Raw genomic sequence first — 1,424 nt, forward strand, 5'->3', positions numbered from 1 at the left:
CGGGGTCATCCGGCCGACCCCGCGCCGTCGTCGCCGGTGCCGGCGGCCACCGCGGCCTCGGGGCGCCGGTAGACGCGGGCGGCGGTGATCCGGCCGCCGGGGGCGTCGGCGTCGGGCACCGACCGGGTGACCCGCTCGTCGACGGACAGGTACTTGCGTCCGGCGCGCAGGTCGGCGTCGTTGCGCAGCCGCACGAGCAGCGGGAACGACGACAGCGCGCCGGCGTCGAACAGCCCGGTCGTGTAGACCAGCTGCACGCCGAGGGCCTGTGCGACGCCGAACTGCAGCTCCAGCAGGTACCCCGCCGACGCCCGCCCGATCGGGTTGTCGAGGAACAGCACGCCCGCGTGCGCCCGCCTGCCCTGCCCGCGCTGGTGCGCCCGCAGCGCCGCCATCGTGCAGTACAGGACGATCGCCGCGGTCAGCTGCTGCCCGCCGGAGAACACGTCCTTGATCGCGGAAACGCGCAGCCGCTCGGTGCGCAGCACGGCGTCGGGCTTGAGCATCTCGACCCGGACACCCTTCGGCATCGCGGCCCGGACCCCGCGCAGCAGCATGGACATGCCGTCGCGCCGGTCCTTCGCCTTCCCGCCCGCCATGCCGGTGGCGGTGCGGTCGACGACGGCGCCGAGCTCGTGGCGCAGCGCCGCGTCGGGCAGCTCCTCGAACCGGATCCGCAGGAACTGCTGGCCCGACCAGTCGCCGAGGCCCTCGGGCAGCTGGGACAGCCGCTGCGCGAGGCGCACCGTCCGCAGCGCCTCGCCGACCATCCCGGACAGCCGGGTGACGATCCCGGAGCGGTGCCGCTCGATGTTGCCGAGGTCGTCGTCGAGGGAGCGCAGCCGCGGGCGCAGCGCGGCGATCCACTCCGCGGCGAGGCCGGGCATCTCCGACCGGTCGACACCGCCGATGTGGCGGTGCACCGGGGAGCTCAGGGTCGCGAACCGCGGGTCCTGGGCGAAGCGGGCGACGGCGTCGACGCCCTCGCGGACCTTCTTCTCGGCGCGTGTCCGCTCCCCCGCCGCGTCGCGGACGGCGTTCTGGTGGCGCTTGAGCGCAGCCTGGGCGGCCTCGACGTCGCCGTCGAACGGCACCCCGGACGGCTCGGGCGTCTCGTCCAGCGAGGACACGACCAGCCCGAACCCGCGGGCGAGGTCGGTGGCGGTGCGGTGGGCGTCCTCGGCGTCGGTCCGGGCCCGACGACGGCGTTCCAGGTCCTTGCCCGCCGCGTCCAGGTCGGCCGTGGCGCGGGCGACCAGCTCGCGGCCGTGCTCGGCGTCGCGGGGCGGGTCGTAGGGGTCGATCGGCCGCTCGCTGCCGGTGAACCGCTCCAGTTCGCGGCGGGCGACGGCCAGCTCGGTCGCGGCGTCGGCGCGGCGGCTCTCGGCCTCGTCGTAGGCGGTCCGGGCCTGCTCGGCGGCGAC

At 76.3% G+C, this 1,424-nt stretch carries 1 pseudogene; it reads right to left on the reverse strand.

Going from position 1 to position 1,424, the window contains the following annotated elements:
• Positions 1-5: 5 nt before the first annotated feature.
• Positions 6-1,424, reverse strand: a pseudogene (locus tag GTW08_RS22385) (hypothetical protein); the annotation flags it as partial.

The sequence above is a fragment of the Pseudonocardia sp. SID8383 genome (assembly GCF_009864975.1).
GTDB lineage: Bacteria > Actinomycetota > Actinomycetes > Mycobacteriales > Pseudonocardiaceae > Pseudonocardia > Pseudonocardia alni.